Source organism: Cupriavidus gilardii (assembly GCF_008801915.1).
Lineage (GTDB): Bacteria > Pseudomonadota > Gammaproteobacteria > Burkholderiales > Burkholderiaceae > Cupriavidus > Cupriavidus gilardii.
The window spans coordinates 57,665-83,651 of sequence record NZ_VZOV01000006.1 but is presented as its reverse complement, the minus strand read 5'-3'; the positions used below and the strand labels follow the sequence as shown (position 1 = coordinate 83,651).

The window sequence follows — 25,987 nt, the reverse complement described above, 5'->3', positions numbered from 1 at the left end:
ACAAGGCAAGGACCCGATGTTCACGCTGCTTTTTCTCGTCGCCCTGGTGGTGATGGTGCTCACCAAACTGTGGCTGGCCGCGCGCCAGGTTCGCCATGTCGGCCTGCATCGCGACACCGTGCCGCCCCGCTTCGCCGACACGATCTCGCTGGCCGCGCACCGCAAGGCCGCCGACTACACGATCGCGCGCACGCGGCTGTCGATGCTCGAGGTACTGGCCGGCGCCGCCGTGCTGATCGGCTTCACGCTGCTCGGCGGCCTGCACTGGCTGAATCAGTTCTGGTATGGCACCTTCGGCCCGGGCTATGCCTATGGCGTCGCGCTGATCGCCAGCGTCGCGCTGATCGGCGGGCTGGCCGAGCTGCCCTTCACGCTGTACGCGCAGTTCGGCATCGAGCAGCGCTTCGGCTTCAACCGGATGACGTGGCGGCTGTGGCTGGTCGACACCATCAAGATGCTGGTGGTCGCCGCGGTGCTGGGCCTGCCGCTGCTGCTGGCGGTGCTGTGGCTGATGGACCGGACCGGCGCATGGTGGTGGCTGTGGACCTGGGTGGTCTGGATGGGCTTCAACCTGGTGCTGCTGGTGATCTTCCCGACCTGGATCGCGCCGCTGTTCAACAAGTTCGAGCCGCTGACCGACGAGACGCTGAAGCAGCGCATCGAAGCGCTGATGCGCCGCTGCGGCTTCGCCAGCAAGGGCCTGTTCGTGATGGACGGCTCGCGCCGCAGCGCGCACGGCAACGCCTATTTCACCGGATTCGGCGCGGCCAAGCGCATCGTCTTCTTCGACACGCTGCTGTCGCGGCTGAACGCCGACGAGATCGAGGCCGTGCTCGCGCACGAGCTCGGCCACTTCAAGCGGCGCCATATCGTCAAGCGCATCGTCGTGACGTTCGCGCTGAGCCTGGCCTTCCTGGCGCTGCTCGGCTGGCTGTCGACGCAGGCGTGGTTCTACACCGGCCTGGGCGTGCTGCCGAACCTGATGTCCGACAGCCACGCGCTGGCGCTGGTGCTGTTCTTCCTGACGCTGCCGGTATTCACGTTCCTGCTGGGACCGCTGTCGAGCCTGACCTCGCGCCGGCACGAGTTCGAGGCCGATGCATTTGCCGCCGAGCATGCCGATGCGGGCCATCTGGTCTCGGCGCTGGTCAAGCTGTACAAGGACAACGCCTCGACGCTGACGCCAGATCCGCTCTACAGCGCCTTCTACTACTCGCACCCGCCCGCGGCGCAGCGCATCGACCGTCTGCTGGCGCACGCATGAGCCGCCCCGCCCGACTACGCGGCGGCGACGCCCAGCGCCGACCCGCCGGCGGCGCCGTGCCCAACGCCGCCGCGCGCGAATCCGCGCTGATCGTGGCCGCGCACGGCCGCCACTATGTGATCGAGCTCGACGATGGCGAGCGCACGCGCATGCATGCGTTTCCGCGCGGCAAGAAGAGCGAATGCGCGGTCGGCGACCGCGTGCGCGTGGAGCGCGCCGCGGCCGACCAGTGCGTGATCGTCGAGGTCGAGCCGCGCCGCAACCTGCTGCACCGCTCCGACCAGTTCAAGTCCAAGCTGCTGGCCGCCAATATCGACCAGGTCGCGATCGTGCTGGCGACCGAACCGAGCTTCTCCGAGGACCTGCTCGGCCGCGCGCTGGTGTCCGCCGAGGCGCTGGAGATCGCGCCGCTGATCCTGCTGAACAAGACCGATCTGACCGAACGGCTGGAGGAGGCCCGGCGCCGGCTGACGCTGTACCGGCAGCTGGGCTATCGCACCGTCGAGCTGTCGGTGCACGGCAATCCCGACGACGCGCTGGCGCAGCTGCGTCCGCTGACCGCGGGGCGCGCGACGATCCTGATCGGGCAGTCCGGCATGGGCAAGTCGTCGCTGCTGAACCTGCTGATTCCCGGCGTCGAGGCGCAGACGCGCGAGATCTCGGCCAAGCTCGATTCGGGCAAGCACACCACGACCTTCACGCGGCTGTATCACCTGCCCGACGACTGGGGCCAGGGCGGCAGCCTGATCGATTCGCCCGGCTTCCAGGAGTTCGGCCTGCACCATCTGTCCGAAGGCATGCTCGAGCGCGCCTTCCCCGAATTCCGCCCGCGGCTGACCGAATGCCGCTTCTACAACTGCCACCATATCAACGAGCCGGGCTGCGGCGTGCTGGCGTCGGTCGAAGCCGGCGGCATCGCGCCGCGGCGGCATCAGCTGTATCTGCAGCTGCTGCACGAGTCGCGGCAGCAGAAGCCGTGGTAGCAGTGCCGCGTTCGGCGGACAGCAACGGAGCTCGTTGAAGCGACGAGGGACTCCCTCTCCCGCTTGCGGGAGAGGGGCGGACACCCACGTCTTGCGCCATGTCGGCGCGCCCGTGCTAAGGTCTGAAGCATCCCCACTGCCGGTGACGCCGATGAAACTGCTGCTGTCGACGCCCTCGCTGGTGCATGCGGCCCATTGCCGCAATCTGCTGCTGGCCGCGGGCATCCGCGCGCAATTGCGCAATACGTGGCTGGCCGGCGCGACCGGCGATATTCCGTTTCAGGAGAGCGCGCCGCAGGTGTGGCTGCTCGACGATGCGCGCGAAGAGGAAGCGTGGGCCGTGCTCGATGCCGCGGCCAATCCGGCGCCGGGGCCGCGCTGGCACTGCGCGCGCTGCGGGGAATGGCACGAGGCGCAGTTCGGCGCCTGCTGGCAGTGCGGCAGCCCGCGGCCGTGAATCGGAGGCGAGACCTGTTCCGGCCGCTGTTCCGGCCGCCCTCCCGGCCTGCCGGAACTTGCCCCCAAGCTTGGCCGTACCCCTGGGCGAACCTCAGCCGACCCAGCTGGCCAGCGACAGCATCGCCAGCAGCAGCATCCACAGCACCACCGCGCGCCAGACCAGGCCGACCGCCGACTGCAGCGCCCGTACGCCGGGATCGGCGCCGAGCTCCGGCGCGGCCGGCTCCGGCGCACCGTCATCCTCCATGCCAGGCACATAGTCGAACGCGGCGCCGGTGCCCGGGGTGGCCAGCACCACGCTGGTGTCGTCCTCGGGCAGCGGCGTGCCGAGCCGCACGCCGAGCGCGCCGCCGCCGCTGGCCAGCAGGATGCCGTTGGTCTCGTCGCGCCACTTGCGCGCATGGTTGCGCCAGGCGTAGACCGCATCCTCGAAGTTGCCGACGATCGCAAAGCCGATCGCGGTGAGCCGCGACGGCACCCAGTCCATCAGATGGAAGGCGCGCGCGGCAAAGCGGCCGAACGCCGGGCTGCGCTCGGACGACGGCAGATTCCATTGCCGCGACAGGTATTCGGCGACGCGGTACAGCACCACGCCGGCCGGGCCGATCGGCAGCAGGAACCAGAAGAACACGCCGAACACATGCCGGTGCACCGCGACGATGGCCGCCTCGAGCGTGTGACGGACGATCTCGCTGACCGGCATGTCGACGGTATCGAGCCCGGTCCACTCGTGCAGCAGGGCACGGGCGGTGGCCGGGTCGTCGCGGTTCAGCGCGTCGTGGATATCGGTGAAGTAGTGGCTGAACTGGCGGAAGCCCAGCGTCAGGTACAGCAGCAGCACGTTCCAGGCGAGCGTCAGCGCCACGCTGATCGTCGCCAGCAGATGGTGGACCGCCAGCGCCGCCAGCGTCAGCGGCAGCGCCACCGTCATCCACGCCAGGGCCGCGTCGCGCGGCCGGCCGGTGTCGAAGGCGCGCTCGGCGCGTTCGGCGAGCGCGCGCACCATTTCGTAAATGGGATTGTTGCGGCCCAGGGCGCGGAACTGCTCGGCGATCAGCGCAAGAAGGACGGAAACGAAGGTCATCTCGGATCGGAAATAGGCGGCGGCGCGTGCAGCCGGGCCGTCCCGGACCATGTGCTGGCCCGGGCGCTTATCTATAGCGAGAAGATAGCACAGCGCTTCCGCCGCCTGACTCGCCCTTTCCTTCCGTTACGACTCGCCGCCACCGCGCTTCGGGGACGGCGCGTCGCGCATCACGGCATCGCCTCACGGCAGATCGAACACCAGCACCTCGGCGGCGTCGCCCTGTGCCAGGCTGACCGCATCGACGCCCTCGAGCTTGGCCGCGTCGCCCGCCTCCAGCGCCTGGCCGTTGACCGTGATGGCGCCGCGGGCGACGTGCACATAGGCGCGCCGTCCCGGGGCAAGCGCCAGCGTGGCGGCCTCGTCGCCGTCGAACAGGCCGGCAAACAGACGCACGTCCTGGTGGATCCGCACCGAGCCGTCGGCACCGTCGGGGCTGCCGACAAGGCGCAGCCGGCCGCGCTTGTCGGCGGCGTCGAAGTGCTTCTCCTCGTAGCCCGGTTCGATGCCGTTGCGATCGGGCACGATCCAGATCTGCAGGAAGTGCGTGGTGTCGTGCGCGGCGTGGTTGTACTCCGAGTGCCGCACGCCCGTGCCGGCGCTCATCCGCTGCACGTCGCCGGGGCGGATCACGCTGCCGTTGCCGATGCTGTCCTTGTGCGCCAGTTCGCCCGACAGCACATAGCTGATGATCTCCATGTCGCGGTGACCATGGGTGCCGAAGCCCATGCCGGGCGCGACGCGGTCTTCGTTGATCACTCGAAGCGGGCCGAACTGCACATGCCGCGGGTCGAAGTAGTCGGCGAACGAGAAGCTGTGATACGACTGCAGCCAACCATGGTCGGCGTAACCGCGTTCTGCGGACTTGCGAATTTCAATCATTTTGATGTCCTTCCTGGCGAGTGGTCCGCTGCTTCGTCCAGCCGGACTTGCATATGGACCGTCTGTTCTGCAACGATGCTAGGAAGTTTAGGACGGCTGCGCTATATTTGCGGCGGGCCATTTGCAAGCACTCATTCAGAATTTCTGAATATGCCACTCTCTCTCGAATCCCTGGAAGTTCTCGACGCGATCGAACGCAAGGGCAGCTTCGCGGCCGCCGCGCATGAAATGGGCAAGGTGCCGTCGGCGCTGACCTATGTGGTGCGCCGGCTGGAAGAAGATCTCGACGTGCTGCTGTTCGACCGGCGCCGCCACCGCGCCGAGCTGACGCCGGCCGGCCGTGCGCTGCTCGACGAGGGCCGCCACCTGCTGCACGCGGCCGACGACCTGGCGCGCCGCGTCAAGCGGCTGGCCACCGGCTGGGAGGCCAGCCTCAATATCGTCGTCGACGACCTGATCAATTTCCGCGCGCTGTTGCCGGTGATCCAGGACTTCTACGCGGAAAACAGCGCCACGCGGCTGCGCTTCGCCAAGGAGGTGCTGGGCGGCTCGTGGGACGCACTGGTCAGCAACCGCGCCGACCTGGTGATCGGCGGCGCCTACGATGCGCCCAGCACCCAGGGCTTCCAGATCCGTTCGCTCGGCGCGATGCCGTTCGTGTTCGCCGTGGCCTCCCACCATCCGCTCGCCAGCGAACCGGGGCCGCTGACCAGCACGCAGATCGCCCGCCACCGCATCGTCGCGGTCGGCGATACCTCGCGCAACCTGCCGGCCCGCACGCACGGCGTGCTGGCCGGGCAGGACATGCTGGTGGTGCCGACCATGCGCGACAAGCTGGATGCGCAGATCCGCGGCCTGGGCTGCGGCTGGCTGCCGGCGCCGATGGCGCAGCCGCATATCGAGAGCGGCGTGCTGCAGGTGCGCGAGACCGTCGAGGTGCGCGCGCCCGGCACCTTCACGATCGCCTGGCGCACCAGCAATCGCGGCAAGGCGCTGCAGTGGTGGACCGACAAGCTGCAGAATCCCCGGCTGGCGCAGGCGCTGCTGTCGCAACAACCGGGCGCGCCGGAGTAGCCAGAGATGAGCGCAGTACCCGGGCAGACCGATCAGCCGTCCGATCGTCCGCCGACCCATCGTCGGCCGTCAAACCCGCAATACCGCGGCCGCTTCGCCCCCTCCCCCACCGGCCCGCTGCATCTTGGCTCGCTGGTCACCGCGCTGGCCAGCTGGCTCGATGCCCGCGCCCACGGCGGCCAGTGGCTGGTCCGCATCGAGGACATCGACTATCCGCGCTGCGTGCGCGACGCCGACCGGCAGATCCTGCATACGCTCGAGCGCCTCGGCCTGCATCCGGACGAGGCGCCGGTCTGGCAGAGCCGGCGCGAGCCCCTGTATGCCGACGCGCTGCACCGGCTCGAGGCGGCCGGGCTGGTCTATCCCTGCGGCTGCTCGCGCAAGGAGATCGCCGACTCGCTGCGCCATGTCCGGGAACGGCATCAGACGCTGGCCTACCCCGGCACCTGCCGCAGCGGCCTGCACGGCAAGCTGCCGCGCGCCTGGCGCGTGCGCGTGCCGGACGGCGAGGCGGCGCTGCTGTGCTTCGACGACCGCTGGCAGGGCCGGCAATGCCAGGATCTGGCCACCGAGCTCGGCGACTTCGTGCTGCGCCGGGCCGACGGCCTGTGGGCGTATCAACTGGCGGTGGTGGTCGACGACGGGCTGCAGGGCATCACGCATATCGTGCGCGGCGCCGACCTGCTGGATTCGACCCCGCGCCAGATCCATCTGCAGCGGCTGCTGGGATTGCCGACGCCGGCCTATCTGCATGTGCCGGTCGTGGTCAACGAGATCGGGGAAAAACTGAGCAAGCAGACCGGCGCCGAGGCGATCGACGCGCTGGCGCCGCTGGACGCGCTGCGCGCCGCCGGCGCGCATCTGGACTTGCGCAGCGGCCGCGCCGACGTGGCAGGCTGGCTGGCCGAAGCGACCGCGCAGTGGGCGGCGCGGTGGGGGGCGAGCTGAGCGGCCTTGCCTCCCCGCGCAGGCGGGACCCGGCGAAATGGAAGACGCTGGCTTCCCGCGTTGGCGGGAAAGACGGATCGGCTCGGCGCGGCGCGATCAGGACTTGCGCGGTACGCCGCCGAGCAGCGCGGCGACCGGACGCTTCGGCCGCGCGCGCGCCAGACCGACCTGACGCGGATCGAGCGTCGCCTCGCTGGAAGTCGACGACGCCGACGACGCGCTCGGGCTGGGTTCATAGGGCCGCGAGAAGAACGGATCGTCCGAGGCCCGGAAGGCATTGCGCGCATTGCCGTGGTCGGCCTTGCGCGGACGGTCCTCGCTGTCGGCGCGCGGGCGGCGCGGCTCGTTCGAGCGGCCGCGGCGGCGATCGTCGTCGGCGGCACGGAAGCGCGCTGCCGACGGATCGAAGCCTTCGAGCTGTGCGCGCGGAATCTGCCGCTTCAGCATCTTCTCGATATCGGCCAGCAGCCGCTCGTCGCCCGGCACGAAGATCGACAGCGCATCGCCGGTGGCGCCGGCGCGGCCGGTACGGCCGATCCGGTGCACGTAGTCCTCGGCATTGAACGGCAGATCGAAGTTGATCACGCAGGGCATGTCGGCGATGTCCAGGCCGCGCGCGGCGACGTCGGTGGCCACCAGCGCGTCGATGGTGCCCTGCTTGAAGCCTTCCAGCGTCTGCATCCGTTCGGTCTGGGTCTTGTCGCCGTGGATCGCGGCGGCGTTGATGCCCTCGCGCTCCAGATGGCGGGCGAGCCGCGAGCAGCCGATCTTGCTGTTGACGAAGACGATGCACTGGCGCGACAGGCCCTGGTCGGCGCGCTGCTTCAGCAGATGCACCACGGCCTCCTGCTTCTGGCCGTCCTGCACCTGGTACACGGTCTGGCGCACGTTCTCGTTGGCCGAGTTGCTGCGCGCCACTTCGATCGTCACCGGCTGGTGCAGATAGCTGGCCGCCAGCTTCTTGATCTCGGGCGAGAAGGTTGCCGAGAACAGCAGCGTCTGCCGCTTGGCCGGCAGCAGGTTGATGATGCGCTGCAGGTCCGGCAGGAAGCCCATGTCCAGCATGCGGTCGGCCTCGTCCAGCACCAGCATCTGCACCTGCGACAGGTTGACCGATTTCTGCTGCACGTGGTCGAGCAGGCGGCCCGGGGTCGCGACCAGGATCTCGACGCCGCGCCGCAGCGCGTCGGTCTGCGGGTTCATGTCGACGCCGCCGAACACCACGGTGCTGCGCAGGTCGGTGTGGCGCGCGTAGCGGGCCACGTTGTCGTAGACCTGATCGGCCAGTTCGCGCGTCGGCGTCAGCATCAGCGCGCGCACCGGGTGCCGCGCCGGCGAGGCGCTCGCGTTGGCCAGCGGCAGCAGGCGCTGGATGATCGGCAGCGCGAAGCCCGCGGTCTTGCCGGTGCCGGTCTGCGCGGCGCCCATCACGTCCTTGCCCAGCAGCACCACCGGGATTGCCTGCGCCTGGATCGGGGTCGGCTTGGTATAGCCCTGCTCGGACAGCGCGCGCAGCACGCGCGGGTCCAGCCCGAAGCTGTCGAAGGTGATGTCGGTGGGAGTCGGTACGGCAGAGGTGTTCGTGTTCGTGGTGGTGGTCATGGTATCGGTGTCTGGCGAAGGCGAACCCGGCGCCAGCGGACACGCATCGATCGAACGCAATGGAACTGGCGGTAGCCGCGCAGTACTTGGCCTGGTCGGCAAGGGCTGATCGGGCGGATGGGGGGCTGGCGCCGCATTCCGGCACCGGCTTCGAGGCCCCTGCCGCGCCGAGATCGGCAACCAGATCGGCAATATCTGGGCACGCCGATCAATAGCGCTACAGAATCAAAGACTTAGATTCTACAACAGCGGGCAGATGCGGGGTAGTGCGGCGCGCGGCACTGTGGTAGCGCCGCGGCGCGACGACTCATTGCCCTGGCCGTCGCGTACGGGGAGGACGGGACGGGCGCGTCGCCGGTGTCGCCGCCTTGCCAGAGGCCTTGCGCCACTGGTCCCGTTGCGCGCCGAATGCCGCCCCTTCCGTCACCAGCCACGCCTCGATCGCGGCCACCTCGGGCCGCTGCCCCTGCGCCGAAACGAAGTAATAGGCGGCCTGGCTCGGCAGATGCAGGCCGAACAGGTCGACCAGCCGGCCGGCCTGGAGGTCTTCCAGCACCAGCGCGGTCCTTCCCATCGCGACACCCTGCCCCGCCAGCGCCGCGCCGATCGCCAGCTGCGACAGGTTGAAGCGCTGGCCATGCGTCAGGTCCGGCACCGTGACGCCGGCCTGCTCCAGCCACGCACCCCATTCGTCGAACTCGCCGGCACCGTCCCAGGGGCTGGCGTCGTGCAGCAGCAGTTCGCCCCGCAGATCGGCCGGGCAGCGCAGCTCCGGATGGGCGGCGACGAAGGCGGGGCTCGCCACCGGCAGCAGCCATTCGTCGAGGAAGCGCCGCGCGTGCACGTCGCGATACGCGCCGGGGTCGAAGCGCACCGCGGCGTCGATACCCTCGCGCAGCATCCGGCCGCGGTCCAGCGCCTGGAATTCGCCTTGCACGCGCAGCCCGATATCGGCATGGTCGCGAAAGAAGCTGCCCATCCTTGGCGTCAGCCAGCGCATCGCGAACGACGGCGAGCACGACAGCGAGACCGGCCCGGCCTCGCCGCGCCTGCGCAACTGGCTCAGCGCACCCGCGATCGCTTCGAACGACTCGCGCAGCACCAGGCGCAGCCGCTCGCCCTCGGGCGTCGGCGTCAGCGCGCGCGGCGTGCGCACGAACAGCGGGCGCCCCAACCATTGCTCCAGCTGCTTGACCTGCTGGCTGACCGCGCCCTGTGTCACGCACAGCTCTTCGGCGGCGCGGGTGAAGCTGTGGTGGCGCGCAGCCGCTTCGAAGCAGCGCAGCCAGGCCAGCAGCGAGGAGGAGAGCGTCGTTGTCATCGTTTTCATTAGTCAAACTAATGCGTGGCCGAGCACGAATGGTTTGCCGGAATCGGTGCCCGGGAGAACAATGCGGAAAAGCCGCCGGCCGAGGGCCCGCCTGCCCGATCGCCGAAGAACAACGCCGACCGCGCCTCCCGTAGCGTTCCCCGCCGACCACCGAAATGAACGACTCCAACCAGAACGCCGCATTTTCCCCACGCGGAAACACCCATTCCGCGGCGGCAAGCGCTCCGGTGCCCGCCGCCGATGCCACGCTGCTGGCGGCGCTCGGCGCGGCCCGGCCATGCCTGTGGACCAATCCGCTGCTGGCGCCGCAAACCCCGGCCGCAGTCCGCGCGGGCGCGAAGGATATTAGTCTAGCTGATGTCCACGCGGCCCACGCCCGCTTCGGGCGCTTTGCCCCGCTGCTGCAGCGGCTGTTTCCCGAACTGGTGGACAGCGCCGGCGCCATCGAATCGCCAGTGCTGCCGGCCGCCGCGCTGGCACCATCCGTCGGCTTGCCGCCCGGCAGCGGCGCGCTGTGGATCAAGGCCGATCACAGCCTGCCGGTGGCGGGGTCGATCAAGGCTCGCGGCGGCATCCACGAGGTGCTGGAATTCGCCGAACGGCTGGCCGTGCAACATGGGCTGGTGACCAACGATGCCGGCCCCGACGACTATCGCCGGCTGGCCGAACCGGCGGCGCGCGCGGTGTTTTCGCGCTACCAGGTCGCGGTGGGCTCGACCGGCAATCTGGGCCTGAGCATCGGCGTGATGGCGTCCGCGCTGGGCTTTCGCGCGGTGGTGCACATGTCGGCCGACGCCAAGCCGTGGAAGAAGGACCGGCTGCGCGCGCGCGGCGTCGAGGTGATCGAGCACGAGGGCGACTACCAGCAGGCGGTGGCCGCGGGCCGCGCGCAGGCGCAGCAGGACCCGGCCTGCCACTTCGTCGACGACGAGCGCTCGCTGTCGCTGCTGCTGGGCTACAGCGCCGCGGTACTGCGGCTCGATGCGCAATTGCGCCAGCATGGCATCGCGCCCGACGCGAAGCGGCCGCTGTTCGTCTATCTGCCCTGCGGCGTCGGCGGCGCCCCGGCCGGCATCGCCTTCGGCCTGAAGCAGCTGTACGGTCCGCACGCGCACTGCTTCTTCGCCGAGCCGACCCAGTCGCCGTGCTTCCTGGTGCAGATGATCGGCGCCGAGGTCAACGGTGCCGGCGGCAATCCCTCGGTCTACGACTACGGGCTCAGCAATCGCACCGAGGCCGATGGCCTGGCGGTGCCGCGCGCCTCCGAGCTGGCCGCGGCGGCGATGCGCGAACTGCTGTCGGGCGTCTACACCGTGGCGGACGATCGGCTGTTCCGCGACCTGTACCTGGCCAGGCGCGATGCCGGCATCGAGATCGAGCCTTCGGCCGCCGCCGGCTTCAGCGGGCCGGCGATGCTGACAGGCACCGAGGCCGGGCAGGCCTATCTGGCCCGCCATGGCTTGGCCGACGCGATGGGCACCGCCACGCATCTGGTCTGGACCACCGGCGGCCTGTTCGTTCCCCCGGAGGAATACCGGCACTTTCTCGCGCGCGGCGAGGCGCTGGCGGGCTCGTCGGCACGGCAGTAAGGACCCGAGCAGACCGCGATCGGCTGCGGCCATCGAGCGCAGCCAGCGAGCGCGGTCGGCGAGCGCGGACATTTACGGCGGCCATCGATTGCAACCATCGACGGCCGCCACAAAGAGCAAGGGCCGGCGACCATACGATCGCCGGCCCTCACCCTACCCCGCTAAGACAGGCAAGCCACGGTGCGCCCATGACGGGCGCGGGCGTATCAGTCGCCCTTGATGCCGTTGTCCTGGATGACCTTGCCCCACTTCTTGTCGTCGGCGCGCATCCGCGCGGCCAACTGTTCGGGCGGCATATAGGCCGCCACGGTGCCCGCGCCCAGCATCTTCTGCTGGACGGTCGGATCGGCCAGCGCCGCCTTCAGCTCGGCGGACAGCTTCGCGATGATCTCCTTCGGCGTGCCGGCCGGCGCCAGCAGGCCGCCCCAGGCGGTTGCCTCGAAGCCCGGGAAGCCCTGCTCGGCCACGGTCTTGACCTCGGGCGTGAAGCTGACGCGCTTGGCCGAGCCCACCGCGATCGGACGCAGCTTGCCGGCCTTGATATGCGGCAGCGCGGCGATCATGTCGGAGAACATCATCGGCACCTGGCCGGCGAGCAGATCCGAGATCGCCGGCGCGCTGCCCTTGTACGGCACGTGCTGCACGTCGAAGCCGCCGAGGTTCTGCAGCAGCTCGGTCGACAGATGGCCGAAACTGCCGTTGCCGGCGCTGGTGTAGTTCATCTCGCCCGGCTTGGCCTTGGCCTTGGCGATGTACTGCTGCAGCGTGGTCACGTCGGGCAGCGCGTTCGGATTGACCACCATCACGATCGGCAGATCGTAGGCTGCGCCGATCGGCGCGAAGTCCTTGAACAGATCGTAGCCCTTGCGATTGATCAGGTGCGGCGCGATCAGCGTGGGCGTGGCCAGCACCAGCAGCGTATAGCCGTCCGCCGCGCTCTTGGCGACGGTTTCGGCGCCGATGGTGCCCGAGGCGCCGGGGCGGTTGTCGACGACGACCGGCTGCTTCAGCGAATCGCTGAGCTTCTGCCCGATGATGCGTGCGGCGGTATCGGTCGGGCCGCCCGGCGGGAACGGCACCACCAGCCGGATCGGCTTGGAGGGATAGCTGTCGGCGAACGCCTGGGTGGCGCACAGCGGCAGCGAAACGGTCAGCATGGCGGCGCCGAGGCGGCGCGCGAAGGTACGGCGGCTTGTGTTCTGCATGGCAACAAGAGAAACGTCATCCGAAATCGGCGCGGCCCGCTTGGGGCGCGCCGGCGACACAGGTAACGCTCGGCGACTCGCAGGGCAGCCCGCGGGCCCCTGGAGCGCAAATCGATCCCGTCATTTCCAGTCGAAACAAGGCGTGGCTGGTCTCCTTGGGTGTACAGCTGGCCGGTGGTCCGGCCTTGTCGTTGTGGTGGAGGAAGGGCGGTCGATGCTCCGCCCCGCGAATCGGTCTTCGAGCCAATGCGCGCGTCGACGCGCCTCAGCCCGCAGCGACGATCGAAAACGGTCCCGGCCGGAACAGGCAGGCGTCCATCGGACGCAGATCCGGCGCGACCGCGATCGGCGTCGCGCACTGCGCCAGCACATCGCGCTGCAGGTCGACGCCGGGTGCGATCTCGATCAGCGTCAGCCGCGCCTCTCCGCTGGCATCCGGGCGCATCTCGAACACAGCGCGCTCGGTGATGTACAGCACCGGCACGCCGAGCGAGGCCACATACGGCCCGTTGAAGCTCAGGTGCGAGACCTCCGGCACGATCTTCCTGACGCGGCCCTCGCGCGCGATCTGCAGCTGGCCGCCCTCGGCGCGGACCTCGAGTCCGCCGGCCGTCAGCGTGCCGATGAAGACCACGGCCTTGGCGCTCTGCGTGATGTTGATGAAGCCGCCGACGCCGGCGATCAGCGCCTGCGCGCCCTCGCCGAACTTGCTGACGTTGACGTTGCCATGGCCGTCGAGCTCGGCCAGGCCGAGGATCGCCAGATCGATGCCGCCGCCCTCGTAGAAATCGAACTGCGACGGCTGGTCGATCACCGCCTCGGGATAGGCCGACGCACCGAAGCTCAGGCCGTCGGCCGGCGTGCCGCCGATCGGGCCCGCCTCGACGGTCAGCGTGAAGCCGTCCAGCCCCGCCTGTTCGGCCAGCATGCCGACCGCCGCCGGCATGCCGACACCCAGATTGACGACGCGCGGCCGGCGCCTGGCGAGCTCCAGCACCGCGCGACGCTGCGCAATGGTGCGGGCGTCGAGCGCCGCGGGCGCGGGATCGGCATCGGTTACCACGCCGCCATCGGCGTCGACACGGGCCGGCGCTGCATCCTTTGCCGCGTTCTTCGCCGCCGCCTCGCCGCGCCACGGCGTCACGTAGGCCGGGTTGAAGCGCTCGGCGAACGTCATCTGATGATGGGCCGGGTCCTCGCTGACCACCACGTAGTCGACCAGGATGCCCGGCACATGGATGGCCTGCAGGTTGTCGTGATGGTCGACCAGCTGCTCGACCTGCGCGATCACGATGCCGCCGGAGTTGTGCGCGGCCTGCGCCATCGCCAGCAGCTCGTGGTGGAAGGCTTCGCGATGCGTGCTCAGGTTGCCGCGCGGATCCGACGCGGTACAACGGATCAGCGCGCAATGGATCGGGAAGCTCGGATAGAACAGATAGTCGTCGCCGCGGAAGGACACCGCCTCGACCCAGTTGGCGCGTCCCGCGGCGATCGCCTCGCGGGCGCGCCGGTTGACGGCACCGCCGTGGTAGCGCGGATCGCGCTCGCTGCGCGGATCGACAAAGGTGTGCAGGCCGATCTTCGTCATCACGCCGGGCTTGCCGCCGGCGATCGCGCGGTACAGGTGGGTCAGCACGCCCTGCGGCAGGTTGTAGCCCTCGCACTGCTCGGCCATCGCCAGGTCGGCGAGCCGGGTCGCCGAGCGCCAGTGGCCGCCGACGATCGAGGCGGTCATGCCCGCATTGCCGAAGTGATTGACGCCGCGTGCGCCGCGGTCGCCCTGCCCCGCCGAATAGACCAGCGTCAGGTCGCGCGGCAGGCCGCTCTGCAGGAAGCGCCGCTCCAGCGCCTCGGTCACCGCCTCGGCATGGCCGGCCCCGACGAAGCCGGCGCTGGCCACCGTCCATCGGTCCTGTACCAGGGCCGCCGCCTGGTCCGCGGTGATCACCTTCATGCTGTCTCCTGATGCGTCGGCACACCCCAACCGCGGGCGCCGCTGTCGCCGTCGGCGCCCGGCATCGGAGCGCGCTTGTCGGCGTAAAAATCGGGCGGAAAAGTCGCGTTGTGGCTTTTGCGAACATTTGTTCGCGGAACGCCGTATCATACGGACGACCAGCCGGGTCGCGCAAGCCCGTAGTCGGCACTAAAATCGCCCCGATTCGTGCTTGACGTATATTTCCCGTCACTTCAAGCCACCTCAACGCTCCTCCAGGATCCCCGCCATGCCCGAAGCCGAGGCGCCGACGCAGAAGAAGGATGAGTTGCTCGACTCCCTGAACAAGGGGCTGGCGCTGCTGCGGCTGTTCGCCAGCGGCGTCGAGAGCCTGACGATGCAGGACGTCGCGGATCGGCTCGATGTCACGCGGGCGGCGGCGCGCCGGCTGCTGTTGACCCTGCACCACAACGGCTATCTGGCGCAGAACGGCCGGCAGTTTTCGCTGACGCCGCGCGTGATGGAGCTCGGCTACGCCTATTTCGCCTCGATGAGCCTGCCGCGGCTGGCCCAGCCGCATCTGCGTGCGCTGGCGAGCCGCTGCGGCGAGACGTGTTCGGTCGGCATGCTCGACGACGACGCCGTGGTGCTGGTCGCCCGCGAGGAGCCGCGCCAGATCCTGCGCGTGGACATGGCGATCGGCCGGCGCATGCCGGCCTACGCCCATTCGCTGGGCCGCGTGCTGCTGGCCGGACTGGACGACGGGGCGCTGGAGCGCTACCTGGCCCACGCGGAGCTGCGCAAGCTGACGCCATTCACCATCGATTCGCGCGAGGCGCTGCGCGCCACGCTGGCGCAGGTACGCAAGGACGGCCATTGCGTGCTGGTCAGCGAGCTGGTCGACGGCTTCGCCGGCATCTCGGTGCCGCTGCACGACCAGACCGGCAAGGTGGTCGCCGGCCTGGGCTTCAGCATGGTGCTCGGCAGCCGCGATGCCGGCACGCTGGTCGAGCGCTATCTGTCGCCGCTGCGCGAGGCGGCCGCGGCAATCGAGGCGGTGCTGCGCGCGCGCTGAGCGCGCAACGCCCACCCGCCGGATTCGGGCTCAACACAAAAAAAGCCCCGCAAGCCGGGGAGCTGCGGGGCACAGTGGTAGCGGGGCCGACATGCGTTCGAGCCCACGGCCGCTATCTTGCTCAAGGTTTGGCCCGCGCACATCACCCGCCTGTAGGGTTGATCGGCATCTTCGCTACCATTCGGCCTTTGAACAGCATCACGGCGGATCCGGCATGGAACTCAGACAACTGCGCTACTTCGTCACCGTGGTGCAGCACGGCAGCATGGGCAAGGCGGCGCTCGAACTGGGCGTCGTCACCTCGGCGCTGAGCCAGCAGATCAGCCGACTCGAGAGCGAACTGTCGACGCGGCTGCTGCAGCGGACCTCCAGTGGCGTGGTGCCGACCGATGCCGGCCTCGCCTTCTGGCGCCAGGCGCAACTGGCGCTGCGGCATATCGACGATGCCGCGGAGGCCGCGCGGCACGCGCGCCTGTCCGGCCATGTCAGCGTCGGGCTGGCCCCCACCACCGCCAGCGTGCTCGGCCTGCCCTTCATGCGCGCAATGGCCGAGCGCTACCCGGACGTGCGGCTGCGCATGGTCGAAAGCCTGTCGGGCTATCTCGCTTCGATGCTGAACGCCCGCCAGATCGATCTGGCGATGCTGTTCAACGACGAACCCGCGCAGCGCTGGACCGTGCAACCGCTGCTCGACGAGCGGCTGTTCGTGATCGGCGTGCGCTCGCTGGCCGGCATGCCCGACGGCGAAGGCGTCGCGATGGCCTCGCTGGCCAGTCTGCCGCTGGTGCTGCCCAGCGGCACGCATGGCCTGCGCGCACTGGTGACGAGCTGCTTTCACGAAGCCAGAGCGCAGCCGCGCATCGTCGCCGAGGTCGATGGGCTAGCGGTGCTGATGGACGCGGTACAAGGAGGTCTGGGCGCGACCATCCAGCCCGGCGCGGCGCTGGCCCGCACCCACAGCGACCGGCTCGCCAGCGTGCCGCTGCTCGACGAGCGCGCGGTCCGGCCGAACCTGCTGGTCAGCCTCAACGACGACGAGCTGTCCCCCGCCGCATTGGCCGCGCGCGTGGTGCTGACCGATGTCGCGCGCGCGCTGGTGCGCGAAGGGAAATGGCCGGGAGCGACGCTGCGGGACGGCACGGCCGCTGACGCCCGCGCCGGCTCCTGATGCAAGCGGCCCGGATCGTAATTCAAAAATACTGAATAACTGTTTCGCAAACTGGCCGGCTTTCTCGTTCCTTTGGTCCGTATAGTTCACCCCATCGCAGCACGACACCGAAGCAAGGCGCGCCGCGAAGGATTCAACGAATTTCACCAAATATCACCAAAGGAACCATCATGTCGAACCCGAAGCTCGAAGTCCTGACCCCGGAAAACAGCCAGCTGATCATCATCGACCACCAACCGCAGATGGCCTTCGGCGTGCAGTCGATGGACCGCCAGCTGATGAAGAACAACGTGGTGGGCCTGGCCAAGGCTGCGAAGATCTTCGAGATTCCGACCGTCATCACCACGGTCGAGAGCGAATCGTTCTCGGGCTACACCTATCCCGAACTGCTCGATGTGTTTCCGAACCAGAAGACGCTCGAGCGGACCTCGATGAACTCGTGGGACGACCAGAAGGTGCGCGACGCACTGAAGGCCAACGGCCGCCGCAAGGTGGTGGTGGCGGGACTGTGGACCGAGGTCTGCAACACCACCTTCGCGCTGAGCGCGATGCTCGAAGGCGACTACGAGATCTACATGGTGGCGGACGCATCGGGCGGCACATCGAAGGAAGCGCACGACTACGCGATGCAGCGGATGATCCAGGCCGGCGTGGTGCCGGTGACCTGGCAGCAGGTCGCACTGGAATGGCAGCGCGACTGGGCGCGCCGCGGCACCTACGACGCCGTGATCGGCCTGGCGCAGCAACATTCGGGCGCCTACGGCATGGGCATCGACTACGCCTACACGATGGTCCACAAGGCCGCGCAGCGCACCGCCACGCCGCACGAGTCGATCGCGCCGGTGGCGGCGAACTGAACGTCCGAACGACCGAACGCCTGAACCGACGCGACGCCGCGCCGGCGGCTGGAACAGTCAGAACAGCCCCAGCTGCCGGCTGACCACGTTGTCGAAGGCGTCGCCGACGAAGGGCAGGATCGCGTCGGCGACCGGCTGCAGCTGCCGGGTCAGATAGTGGTCGTAGTCGATCGGGGCCCGGCGCACTTCCAGCGGTTCCGGCCCCGCGATCGTCATCACGTACTGGATCCACGCGCCCTGCCGGTATTGCAGCGGCCGGCCCCGCTCGCGGTTGAAGTCGTCGGCGACGCGCGCCGCGCGCACATGCGGCGGCACGTTGCGCTGGTAGTCGTCCAGCTGCCGGCGCAGGCGCTTGCGATAGACCAGCAGCGCATCGAGCTCGCCGCTCAGCAGCTTCGCGACGTAATCGCGCACATAGTCGGCATACGGCTCGCCCTGGAAGATGCGCCGATACAGCTCCTGCTGGAACGCCTGCGCCAGCGGCGACCAGTCGGTGCGCACCGCCTCCAGGCCCTTGAACACCATCTGCTCGCTGCCGTCCGCGCCGCGCACCAGCCCTGCATAGCGCTTCTTGCTGCCGTCCTCGGCGCCGCGCACGGTCGGCATCAGGAAGCGCCGGTAGTGGGTCTCGTACTGGATCTCCAGCGCGCTGTCGAGGCCGTATGCCGCGCGCAGGTGCTCGCGCCACCAGCCGTTGATGTGCGCGACCAGCTCGCGGCCGATGCGGTCCGCCTCCTCGTCGGCGTGGCGGTGGCCGAGCGCGACGAAGGTCGAATCGGTATCGCCGTAGATCACGGTATAGCCGCGTTCCTCGACCAGCTCGCGCGTCCTGCGCATGATCTCGTGGCCGCGCATCGTGATCGACGAGGCCAGCCGCGCATCGAAGAAGCGGCAGCCGGTCGAGCCGAGCACGCCGTAGAACGCGTTCATGATGATCTTCAGTGCCTGCGACAGCGGCTTGTTGCCGTCGCGCTTGGCGGCATCGCGGCCCTGCCAGATCTCGGCGACGATGGCCGGCAGCGCGTGGCTGACGCGCGAGAAGCGCGCGCCGCGAAAGCCCGGCACCGTGGCGGCCGACTCGTCGCTGTGCATGCCCTCGACCAGCCCGACCGGATCGATCAGGAAGGTACGGATGATCGACGGATACAGGCTCTTGTAGTCGAGCACCAGCACCGAGTCGTACAGCCCGGGGCGCGAGTCCATCACGAAGCCGCCGGGACTGGCCTGCTCCGGCTGGTCGCCCAGGTTCGGCGCGACATAGCCGAGCCGATGCATGCGCGGCAGATACAGATGCGTGAAGGCGGCCACCGAGCCGCCGCTGCGATCGGCCTCCAGGCCCGTGACCGTGGCGCGGTCCAGCAGGAACTGCAGCAGCTCGGCCTTGTGGAAGATGCGCGTGACCAGCTCGCAGTCCTTCAGGTTGTAGCGCGCCAGCGCAGCCTTGTCGGTCGCGAACATGCGGTCGATCGCATCCATGCGGTCGTACGGATCGTCGATGTCCTTGCCCTCGCCCAGCAGCGAACGCGCGACGAACTCCAGGCTGAACGAGGCGAAGCTCCAGGTCGCCGAGCGCATCGCCTCGATGCCGTCGATGATCAGCCGGCCCGGCAGCGCGGCGAAGTAATGGTGCTCGCGCGTGCCGTGCTGCCGCCATTCGAGCGGCGCGCCGCCGCGGCCCAGGCGCAGCGGCACCTTCCACTGCTCGGCATGCTGGCGCAGCACGCGCAGGTCGAACTGGACCAGGTTCCAGCCGATGATCGCGTCAGGGTCATGGCGGTCGAACCAGGCGATCAGCCGGTGCAGCATGTCGGCGGGGCTGTCGCAATATGCGAGGTGGAAATCGACGCGGGGATCTGGCGTGCCGGCATCGCTGCCGGTCGGCGGGCCAAGCATCAGCACCGTGCGGTCGCCGCAGCCTTCCAGCGCGATCGAATAGAGGTCGCCCTGCATGCTGGTCTCGATATCGAGCGACACGCAGCGCAGCCGCGGGCGGTAGCTGGCGGCGGGCTTGATCTGCACGTCGACCAGCGCGCCGTCGGCGTCGGCCCGCCCGGAAAACTGCACCGGCGCGGTGATGAAGCGCTCCATCAGATAGCGCTCTGGCGGACGGATGTCGGCCTCGTAGACGTCGATGCCGGCCTGCCGCAGCGTCTTCTCGATGCGAAGCAGCTGCCGGTAGTGTCGGCAATAGACGCCGGTGACCGGACGCAGGCGGAAGTCCTTCAGCGCCAGCGGCTTGAGCTCGACCTGCGGCTCGCCGCGCAGCAAGGCATCGGCGCGCGGCTGCTGTTCCTCGGGAATGAAGGCGACGCACGGCTGCGGCGGCAGGCGCAGGCGCCGCGGACCGTCATCGGTGACCAACCAGATTTCGATCTCGGTGCCGGCCGGCGTGTCGTGCCAATGGCGGGTCAGGATGAAGCCGTGCTGCGGCGGGACCACGGTGGGGTGTCGGGGAAGGGTCGGAATCTGGACGTCGCCGGCGCATGCGGCCGGGGATCGGCGGCGAGTCTAACATGGGGCTTCGTCGGCCGAGGGACGCTGACCTGCCGCTGACCTGCCGCTCGCCTGCCGCTCGCCTGCCGCTTACCTGCCGACCATCGCGGCCAGCGTCAGGTGCGCCACCACGTGGGCAAAGATCGCCGCCTCGAGGCCGTAGCGCCAGAACAGGAAGCCCGCGATCACACCGAAGGCCGCGTTGGCCGCGGTCAGATGCAGCACGACCGGCCACGTCAGCGCTCCGGCCAGCCCTGCCGCGGCGGGCAGATGCGCGAGGCCGAACACCACCGCGCCGAGCGCGATCGCGATCCAGGCCAGCCCCGCGCCGGGGTTGGCGGCACCGCGTCGGAATACGCGCCACAGCGCCCACACCAGCAGGCTCATCAGCCCCCATCGGACCAGGACTTCCTCGGTCACGCCGCCGTACAGCAGCCGCACGGCCAGCGGCATCGTCGCGCCGTGAATCGGCGCCGCCGCTTGCGGCGCGGTCGCGATCAAACCCCACAGCAATACGCCGGCAAGCAGGCCTCCTATCAAGCCCGGCAAGCACTGCGGACGCAACGCGCCCCACGGCGCCCGGCCCGCCGCCAGCTCGGCCATGGCCGGCGCCCGCAGCCCGGCCTTGCCGGCGAGCCGGGCACCGGCGAAGGCCGCCAGCGCGAGCAACAGCGCGCTCTGCACGCCGCTGGCCAGGCTCACCATCCACATCGGCACGGGAAGGGCCTGGTGCTGCAGCAGCACCGGCACGCCCAGCCAGGCCATGACGATCACGCCTGGAAGGCCGGCACACCAGGTCAGGAGAAAGAGGCGGCGGTTCAGGGTTCGCTGAGCGGTCCGCTCGGGGGTTCGCTTCGTGTCGATCGCGTGGGTCTGCATCATGGTTCGCGGATGGGCTCGTATTCGTAGGCGCCGAGGATGTAGTCGTTGAAGTATCCGCCCTTGGAGTCGGCGTCCATGAAATCGCGGTACACGCTGGCCGGGACGTCGAGATAGTGGTAGAGCTTGCCGCTGACGAACTCGATGCCAAGTACGCGCTTGCGGTAGTCGTAGCCGATGGCGGCCACGACGGACGATTCGACGGGATCGAGGTGCATGGCTGTCGTTCTCATCCGGTGCCGAAGGTAGTGCTCAAGCCAGTGCTCAGGCCAGTGCCGAAGCCAATGACGGAGCCAATGACGGAGCACCAACAAAAAGGGGTTACGTTTGCACGTAACCCCTTTTTACTACAGTGGTGGGCCTCCCGTGAGTCGAACACGGCACCAATGGATTATGAGTCCACTGCTCTAACCAGGCATGAGCTAGAGGCCCCGAAACCGATTCGAACCGCCGCTCTACTTCGGAAACATGCGGCGGTCAATCCAGTTCTATCAGCTGCCTTCCAGGAAGCTCTTCAGCTTGTCGGAGCGGCTCGGGTGGCGCAGCTTGCGCAGTGCCTTGGCCTCGATCTGGCGGATCCGTTCACGGGTGACATCGAACTGCTTGCCGACCTCTTCCAGCGTGTGGTCGGTGCTCATTTCGATGCCGAAGCGCATGCGCAGCACCTTGGCTTCGCGCGGCGTCAGCGAGTCGAGCACGTCCTTGACCACGTCTCGCATCGAGCCGTGCAGCGCGGCCTCGGCGGGCGCCAGCGTGTTGGTGTCCTCGATGAAGTCGCCCAGATGGGAGTCGTCGTCGTCGCCGATCGGCGTTTCCATCGAGATCGGCTCCTTGGCGATCTTCATGATCTTGCGGATCTTGTCCTCGGGCATCTCCATCTTCTCGGCCAGCGTCGCTGGATCCGGCTCGTTGCCGGTTTCCTGCAGGATCTGGCGCGAGATGCGGTTCATCTTGTTGATCGTCTCGATCATGTGCACCGGGATACGGATGGTGCGCGCCTGATCGGCGATCGAACGCGTGATGGCCTGACGGATCCACCAGGTCGCGTAGGTCGAGAACTTGTAGCCGCGGCGATATTCGAACTTGTCCACCGCCTTCATCAGGCCGATGTTGCCTTCCTGGATCAGGTCGAGGAACTGCAGGCCGCGGTTGGTGTACTTCTTGGCGATCGAGATCACCAGACGCAGGTTGGCCTCGGTCATCTCGCGCTTGGCCTCGCGGGCGCGCTTCTCGCCCTCGGACATCTTGCGGTTGACTTCCTTCAGTTCCTTCAGCGGCAGCACCACGCGCGCCTGCAGGTCGATCAGCTTCTGCTGCAGTTCGTGCACGGCCGGCACGTTGCGCTCGACGATCGGGCTATACGGCTTGTTGTCGGCGACGACCGTGTGGATCCAGTCCAGGTTGGTCTCGTTGCCCGGGAACCGGGCCACGAAGTCGGCGCGCGGCATGCCGCACTTGTCGACCACGATGTTCAGGATCGCGCGTTCCAGTTTGCGCACTTCGTCGACCTGGCCACGCAGCGTGTCGCACAGGCGCTCGACGTTGCGGGCGGTGAAGCGGATGCCCATCAGTTCGTTCTGGATCGCTTCCTGCGCCTTGATGTAAGGCTTGGACTTGTAGCCTTCCTTCTCGAAGGCGCGGCGCATCTTGTCGAACTGGTCGGCGATCACGCGGAATTTCTCCAGCGCGGCGACCTTGAGCTCTTCCAGCTGGCGTGCCGAGGCACCGCCGCCGGCGGCGTCGTCGTCCTCGTCCTCGTCGGCTTCCTCGTCGTCCGATTCCAGTTCCTCGTCGTCCGAGGCAGCGGCGGCCGCCGGCGTCACGCCGACTTCCTCGACCGCTTCCTCGGCATTCGGATCGATCAGGCCGTCGACGAACTCGTCGATCTTGATCTCGTCATTGGCGACGCGCTCGGCGTGCGCCAGAATCTCGGAGATCGTGACCGGGCAGGCCGAGATCGCCATCACCATGTCCTTCAGGCCGGCCTCGATCCGCTTGGCGATCTCGATCTCGCCTTCGCGGGTCAGCAGCTCGACGGTACCCATCTCGCGCATGTACATGCGGACCGGGTCGGTGGTGCGGCCGAATTCGGAGTCGACCGTCGACAGCGCGGCTTCGGCCTCTTCCTCGGCCTCTTCCTCGCTGGTGGCCGACGGGGCATTGTCGTTGAGCAGCAGCGTCTCGGCGTCGGGCGCCTGCTCGTAGACGGCGATGCCGATGTCGTTGAGCGTCGCGACCAGCGTGTCGATCGTTTCCGAATCGACCATGTCGTCCGGCAGGTGATCGTTGATCTCGGCGTAGGTCAGGTAGCCGCGCGACTTGCCCAGCTTGATCAGCGCCTTGAGCTTCTGGCGGCGCGCCTCGAGCTCTTCCTCGGTGCCCTGCTGGGCCGAGGCGAACTCCTTGAGCAGCGCCTTTTCCTTGGCCTTGCGGTCCTTGGCCTTCTGCTTCTCGGTCTTCGGAGCGGCCGCCGGCGCGGCGGCACGCGTGTCGTCTTCGTAAAGCTCGTCGTTCACGTCGTCAGTATGGCTGTCGTCTTGCAGCATCTCGGCCTTGGGCTTGCGGCCGCGCTTCTTCGGCTCCGGGGCGGCGGCCGCAGCGGGACGCTGGGATGCTACGGGTGCGGTGGTGGCGGCGCGCGCCTTGGACGCCGCCGCGGTGGCGCCGGACTTGGCGCTGGCGGTCTTGGCGCCGGCGGCTGCCGTTCGCTTGCTCTCGACTTCGGTGTTCTGCTGTTTCGCCACGGGGATACTCTTGCCTTTAACAGGTTCGGATGCGGCACGTTTGCCGCCCGCTGTTGCCGTATGCGCGCTTGCGCTCGCGCTTGCATTGGCGTTCTTGCCGCTCTCGCGTGCCGAAGTCGAGGGCTGTTTCTCGGATGCGCGGGTTCTGGTGGGTGTCGTCGTTGCGGCCGCCTTGGCGGGACGCGCGGACTTGGCTGGCGCAGACCTGGCTTGCGTCGCAGATCGCGCGGCGGGCTTTTCCGCCGCGGTCGCTTGTATCGACGCCTTGCCGCTCCCCGCTCGGGGAGCCTTAGTGGAAACCTTTTCGGTTGCTTTGGCCTTTGCCATTGGCACGCTCACTTTCACCAGAACTGGAGAGAAAGATTTCGCAATCCAAACCGGCTATTGTAGCACGTCGCCACTAGCCGGCCTTCCCGACAGGTGAGGTTTTCACCTGAAAAATCAAGGCTTAAGCCCAAAACCGACGGACTTTGCCTTGTTTATGCTGTCCTTCTGCCACCTGGCCGCATACCTGTTTCCGGTATGGCGGCCGAATTCCGTTTTTCAACCAAGCCGCTTGCGCCGGTGGATCTCCGCGATCAGCCAGCGCATGCGCGTCTTGCCCGCCTCGTCCGCCGTGCCGTTCTCGACCGCCGACTGCAACTGCGCCAACTCGCGCTGCAGCGGCTCGACCAGCAGCTTGGCGATCGCCGCGTCGAACTCCAGCGTCGCCGGCTCCTCGTCGATGTCCTCGCGCAGCACCCCGGCGCGCACATTGGCATAGACGTCGGCGAACGGCGACTGCGCCAGCTGCTCGCTGAAGGCGGCGAAGTTGACCTCGCCCTGCAAGGCGTCGCAGCTGGCGACCAGATGGGCCAGCACCTCGGATCCGCCGGCCTCGGCATCGAGCAGCAGCGCGCGCGCATCGTCGTCGAGCCGCGCCGACAGCGCCGGATAGCGCATCAGCAGCTGCAGCACGCGCTGTTCCAGCCCCGCCGGCGCCTGCCGACGCGCCCGCGCGCGCGGCTGCGCGAAGCGGCCGACGCGCGCGGCATCGCTGCCCAGCCCACACACCGCCTCGATCTCGGCCGGTGTGGTACCGGTGGCCTCGGCCAGCTCGCGCACGATCTGCAGGCGCAGGCCGCCGGGCGGCATCGCCTTGAGCAGCGGCTTGGCCTCGTATTGCGCACGCGCACGTCCTTCCGGTTGCCGCAGATCCTGCTCCTCGGTCACGCACTGCAGCAGGAAGCGCGACAGCGGCATCGCATCGCGCACCTGCGCGGCGAAGGCCTCGGTGCCTTCCTCGCGGACGTAGCTGTCGGGGTCGTGCTCGGCGGGCAGGAACAGGAAGCGGATGGTCTTGTTGTCGGCGACATAGGGCAGGCACGCCTCCAGCGCGCGGCGCGCGGCACGGCGCCCGGCGGCATCGCCGTCGAACGAGAACACCACCGCGTCGGTCTGGCGCAGCAGCTTCTGCACGTGTACGGGCGTGCAGGCGGTGCCCAGCGTGGCGACCGCGTTGGCAAATCCCAGTTGCGCCAGCGCCACCACGTCCATATAGCCTTCGACCACCAGCACATAGCCGGTTTCCCGGATCGCATGCCGCGCCTCGAACAGGCCGTACAGCTCGGTGCCCTTGCTGAACAGCGGCGTTTCGGGCGAATTCAGATACTTCGGCTCGCCCTGCCCCATCACGCGGCCGCCGAAGCCGATCACCTGCCCCTTGGTATTGCGGATCGGGAACATGATGCGGTCGCGAAAGCGGTCGTAGCGGCGCGGCTTGCCGTCGGCGTCGCGCTTCTCACTCTCGATCAGCAGGCCGGCCTCGATCAGCGGGCCCGCGATGGCATCGTCGCGATAGCTGCCGAACACCGGCTCCAGACCCTGCCAGTCGTCCGGAGCGTAGCCCAGGCCGAACTGCGCCGCAATCTCGCCGGTCAGGCCGCGGCCCTTCAGGTACTGGATCGCCGCCGGCGCCCCGCGCAACTGGCGGCGATAGAACTCGCTGGCCCGCGTCATCGCGTCGGACAGCGCCAGCGACTTCGCCTGCTGCTCGGCACGCTGGGCCGGCGGCAGCCGGTCGCGCTCCTCCGGGACGGTCAGGCCCACCGACTGCGCCAGTTCGCGCACCGCATCGGGATAGCTCTGCCCGGAATACTCCATCAGGAAGCCGATGGCCGACCCATGCGCGCCGCAGCCGAAGCAATGGTAGAACTGCTTGGCCGGCGACACTGTGAACGATGGTGACTTCTCGTTATGGAAGGGGCAGAGCCCCATGAAGTTCGCGCCGCCCTTCTTCAGCTGGACATACTTGCCCACCACATCGACGATATCGACGCGGTTCAGCAGGTCCTGAATGAAGGATTGCGGAATCACCCGGTTGGCCGTCCTGACGACGCGGCCGCCGCGAACTTCGGGCGGCCTTGTAGAAATGCAAGC

General features: G+C 68.6%; 20 protein-coding genes and 1 tRNA gene. 9 read left to right on the top strand and 12 right to left on the bottom strand.

Translation table 11 applies throughout. The features are described from left to right. The first annotated feature begins 16 nt into the window (after positions 1 to 16). The 3 genes from F7Q96_RS10060 to F7Q96_RS10050 all read left to right on the top strand — a co-directional run bounded on the left by F7Q96_RS10060 (position 17) and on the right by F7Q96_RS10050 (position 2,704). Complete coding sequence (locus F7Q96_RS10060) at positions 17 to 1,264, top strand: M48 family metallopeptidase (protein ID WP_053822217.1); 1,248 nt, start codon at positions 17 to 19, stop codon at positions 1,262 to 1,264. After that, entirely contained in the window at positions 1,261 to 2,247 is a 987-nt protein-coding gene (gene rsgA, locus F7Q96_RS10055; protein WP_082371512.1) for a ribosome small subunit-dependent GTPase A, read from the top strand. The genes F7Q96_RS10060 and rsgA overlap by 4 nt, the downstream gene beginning before the upstream one ends. Positions 2,248 to 2,398: 151 nt before the next feature. Next, entirely contained in the window at positions 2,399 to 2,704 is a 306-nt protein-coding gene (locus F7Q96_RS10050; protein WP_053822218.1) for a putative signal transducing protein, read from the top strand. Positions 2,705 to 2,797: 93 nt separating this feature from the next. Here the strand turns inward: F7Q96_RS10050 and F7Q96_RS10045 are convergent, their stop codons facing one another. Beyond that, a complete protein-coding gene (locus F7Q96_RS10045; protein WP_053823153.1) occupies positions 2,798 to 3,790 on the bottom strand; it encodes a CobD/CbiB family protein in 993 nt (330 codons plus the stop codon). Between the two features lie 183 nt (positions 3,791 to 3,973). Further along, positions 3,974 to 4,672: a pirin family protein gene (locus tag F7Q96_RS10040; protein WP_053822219.1), complete on the bottom strand. Its 699-nt coding sequence runs from the start codon at positions 4,670 to 4,672 to the stop codon at positions 3,974 to 3,976. A gap of 150 nt (positions 4,673 to 4,822) precedes the next feature. On the opposite strand from F7Q96_RS10040, the gene F7Q96_RS10035 reads away from it, so the two are divergent. Together F7Q96_RS10035 and gluQRS are read left to right on the top strand one after the other, a co-directional pair. Beyond that, entirely contained in the window at positions 4,823 to 5,746 is a 924-nt protein-coding gene (locus tag F7Q96_RS10035; RefSeq protein WP_053822220.1) for a LysR family transcriptional regulator, read from the top strand. Positions 5,747 to 5,752: 6 nt separating this feature from the next. Beyond that, on the top strand, positions 5,753 to 6,694 hold the full coding sequence (gene gluQRS / locus F7Q96_RS10030; protein ID WP_082371513.1) for a tRNA glutamyl-Q(34) synthetase GluQRS: 942 nt from the start codon (positions 5,753 to 5,755) through the stop codon (positions 6,692 to 6,694). 96 nt (positions 6,695 to 6,790) lie between these two features. Here gluQRS and F7Q96_RS10025 read toward each other — a convergent pair whose 3' ends face one another. Beyond that, positions 6,791 to 8,296, bottom strand: a complete 1,506-nt coding sequence (locus tag F7Q96_RS10025; RefSeq protein ID WP_053822221.1) for a DEAD/DEAH box helicase — start codon at positions 8,294 to 8,296, stop codon at positions 6,791 to 6,793. Positions 8,297 to 8,603: 307 nt separating this feature from the next. Next, the gene (locus F7Q96_RS10020) at positions 8,604 to 9,617 is read right to left on the bottom strand and encodes a LysR substrate-binding domain-containing protein (RefSeq protein ID WP_053823155.1); all 1,014 of its coding nucleotides are present in this window, start codon (positions 9,615 to 9,617) and stop codon (positions 8,604 to 8,606) included. Positions 9,618 to 9,781: 164 nt separating this feature from the next. Here F7Q96_RS10020 and F7Q96_RS10015 point away from each other — a divergent pair, with 164 nt between their 5' ends. Further along, complete coding sequence (locus F7Q96_RS10015) at positions 9,782 to 11,215, top strand: D-serine ammonia-lyase (RefSeq protein WP_082371514.1); 1,434 nt, start codon at positions 9,782 to 9,784, stop codon at positions 11,213 to 11,215. Positions 11,216 to 11,421: 206 nt separating this feature from the next. On the opposite strand, the gene F7Q96_RS10010 is transcribed toward F7Q96_RS10015, so the two are convergent. Together F7Q96_RS10010 and F7Q96_RS10005 are read right to left on the bottom strand one after the other, a co-directional pair. Then, entirely contained in the window at positions 11,422 to 12,420 is a 999-nt protein-coding gene (locus F7Q96_RS10010) for a Bug family tripartite tricarboxylate transporter substrate binding protein (RefSeq protein WP_053822223.1), read from the bottom strand. A gap of 265 nt (positions 12,421 to 12,685) precedes the next feature. Continuing rightward, positions 12,686 to 14,374, bottom strand: a complete 1,689-nt coding sequence (locus tag F7Q96_RS10005; protein WP_053822224.1) for an acyl CoA:acetate/3-ketoacid CoA transferase — start codon at positions 14,372 to 14,374, stop codon at positions 12,686 to 12,688. A 268-nt stretch (positions 14,375 to 14,642) separates the two neighbouring features. Here F7Q96_RS10005 and F7Q96_RS10000 point away from each other — a divergent pair, with 268 nt between their 5' ends. The 3 genes from F7Q96_RS10000 to F7Q96_RS09990 all read left to right on the top strand — a co-directional run bounded on the left by F7Q96_RS10000 (position 14,643) and on the right by F7Q96_RS09990 (position 17,453). After that, complete coding sequence (locus F7Q96_RS10000) at positions 14,643 to 15,428, top strand: IclR family transcriptional regulator domain-containing protein (RefSeq protein ID WP_053822225.1); 786 nt, start codon at positions 14,643 to 14,645, stop codon at positions 15,426 to 15,428. A gap of 214 nt (positions 15,429 to 15,642) precedes the next feature. After that, positions 15,643 to 16,596 (top strand): LysR family transcriptional regulator, encoded by a 954-nt coding sequence (locus F7Q96_RS09995; protein ID WP_053822226.1) that lies wholly within the window; start codon positions 15,643 to 15,645, stop codon positions 16,594 to 16,596. 170 nt (positions 16,597 to 16,766) lie between these two features. After that, complete coding sequence (locus F7Q96_RS09990) at positions 16,767 to 17,453, top strand: hydrolase (protein ID WP_053822227.1); 687 nt, start codon at positions 16,767 to 16,769, stop codon at positions 17,451 to 17,453. A 57-nt stretch (positions 17,454 to 17,510) separates the two neighbouring features. Here the strand turns inward: F7Q96_RS09990 and F7Q96_RS09985 are convergent, their stop codons facing one another. The 6 genes from F7Q96_RS09985 to dnaG all read right to left on the bottom strand — a co-directional run bounded on the left by F7Q96_RS09985 (position 17,511) and on the right by dnaG (position 25,924). Further along, positions 17,511 to 19,892, bottom strand: coding sequence for a DNA polymerase II (locus F7Q96_RS09985; protein ID WP_053822228.1), 2,382 nt, complete (start codon positions 19,890 to 19,892; stop codon positions 17,511 to 17,513). Between the two features lie 144 nt (positions 19,893 to 20,036). Continuing rightward, a complete protein-coding gene (locus F7Q96_RS09980) occupies positions 20,037 to 20,828 on the bottom strand; it encodes a CPBP family intramembrane glutamic endopeptidase (RefSeq protein WP_226994751.1) in 792 nt (263 codons plus the stop codon). Then, a complete protein-coding gene (locus F7Q96_RS09975) occupies positions 20,825 to 21,043 on the bottom strand; it encodes a KTSC domain-containing protein (RefSeq protein WP_053822229.1) in 219 nt (72 codons plus the stop codon). The genes F7Q96_RS09980 and F7Q96_RS09975 overlap by 4 nt, the downstream gene beginning before the upstream one ends. Before the next feature lie 135 nt (positions 21,044 to 21,178). Next, positions 21,179 to 21,257: transfer RNA gene (locus F7Q96_RS09970), tRNA-Ile, on the bottom strand. A gap of 59 nt (positions 21,258 to 21,316) precedes the next feature. Continuing rightward, entirely contained in the window at positions 21,317 to 23,896 is a 2,580-nt protein-coding gene (gene rpoD / locus F7Q96_RS09965) for an RNA polymerase sigma factor RpoD (RefSeq protein WP_144425818.1), read from the bottom strand. Positions 23,897 to 24,112: 216 nt separating this feature from the next. Continuing rightward, complete coding sequence (gene dnaG, locus F7Q96_RS09960) at positions 24,113 to 25,924, bottom strand: DNA primase (RefSeq protein WP_053822231.1); 1,812 nt, start codon at positions 25,922 to 25,924, stop codon at positions 24,113 to 24,115. Positions 25,925 to 25,987: the final 63 nt, after the last annotated feature.